This window comes from Parablautia muri (assembly GCF_009917485.1).
GTDB classification, from domain to species: domain Bacteria; phylum Bacillota; class Clostridia; order Lachnospirales; family Lachnospiraceae; genus Suilimivivens; species Suilimivivens muri.
Genome location: NZ_QZDT01000171.1, coordinates 1 through 1,228, shown reverse-complemented (window position 1 = coordinate 1,228; position 1,228 = coordinate 1). Strand labels below are relative to the sequence as shown.

The window sequence follows — 1,228 nt, the reverse complement described above, 5'->3', positions numbered from 1 at the left end:
CTTGCCGACGCGGTAACAAAGGGGCAGCATGAATATGTACTCACGACGCACATTGACAAAGGACACGTCCACAATCACATTATTTTCTGCGCCGTAAATTTCGTAGACCACCACAAATACAATTCCAACAAAAGGAGCTATTACGGCATACGGAACATGAGCGACAAGCTGTGCCGGGAAAATGGCTTGTCCGTCGTTGTTCCCGGCAAGGGCAGCAAGGGAAAAAGCTATGCAGAGTACCAGGCAGAAAAGACGGGTACAAGTTGGAAAGGCAAGCTAAAAACCGCCCTTGACGCGCTTATCCCCCAAGTTTCCAGTTTTGAGGAATTGTTGCAGCGGTTACAGGCGGCGGGCTATGAGATAAAGCCGGGGAAATATGTATCATGCCGCGCCCCCGGACAGGAACGCTTCACCCGCCTTAAAACCCTCGGCGCAGACTATACAGAGGAAGCCATAAGGGAACGGATAGCGGGCAGACGGACAAAAGCGACGAAAGCTCCCAGAGAACAGCGCGGCGTGTCGCTGCTTATCGACATTGAGAACAGTATCAAGGCGGCGCAGAGCAAGGGCTATGAACAGTGGGCGAAAATCCATAATCTGAAACAGGCAGCTAAAACAATGAATTTCTTGACGGAACATAAGATTGAGCAGTACGCAGATTTAGTCAGCCGGATTGAGGAAATGGCAGCGGAAAGCAGACAGGCGGCAGACGCATTGAAGAACGCCGAAAAGCGGCTTGCGGATATGGCGGTGCTTATCAAGAATGTTTCCACCTACCAAAAGACAAAGCCCGTCTATGACGCATACCGCAAGGCAAAAAACAGGGAAAAATACCGCGCCGGACAGGAACAGGCAATTATCCTCCATGAAGCCGCCGCAAGGTCGCTGAAAGCGGCGGGCATTGCGAAGCTCCCGAACCTCGCCGCGCTGCAAGCGGAGTATGAAGCCCTCCAAACGCAGAAAGAAGCCCTTTACGCCGACTATGGGAAGCTGAAAAAGAAAGTCCGGGAATATGATATTATCAAGCAGAACATTGACAGCATTTTACAGGCAGACAGGCAGCCGGAACGTGAAAAGGGAACAGAGCGCGGATAAGGATAGCAAAATCCCCGCCGCTGTGCTATGATAAGGCTATCAAATACAGACAGGAGCGTTGAAGCATGGAAAACCAGAAAATGCCGGAATATGAAACCATACGCGCCGCCGTCGCCGGGGAAAAATGGGCGGT

At 51.5% G+C, this 1,228-nt stretch carries 1 protein-coding gene; it reads left to right on the top strand.

All coding sequences use genetic code 11. The features are described from left to right. A partial coding sequence (locus D5281_RS24990; RefSeq protein ID WP_160562543.1) for a relaxase/mobilization nuclease domain-containing protein occupies positions 1-1,095 on the top strand: 1,095 nt, incomplete at its 5' end. Between the last annotated feature and the right edge of the window lie 133 nt (positions 1,096-1,228).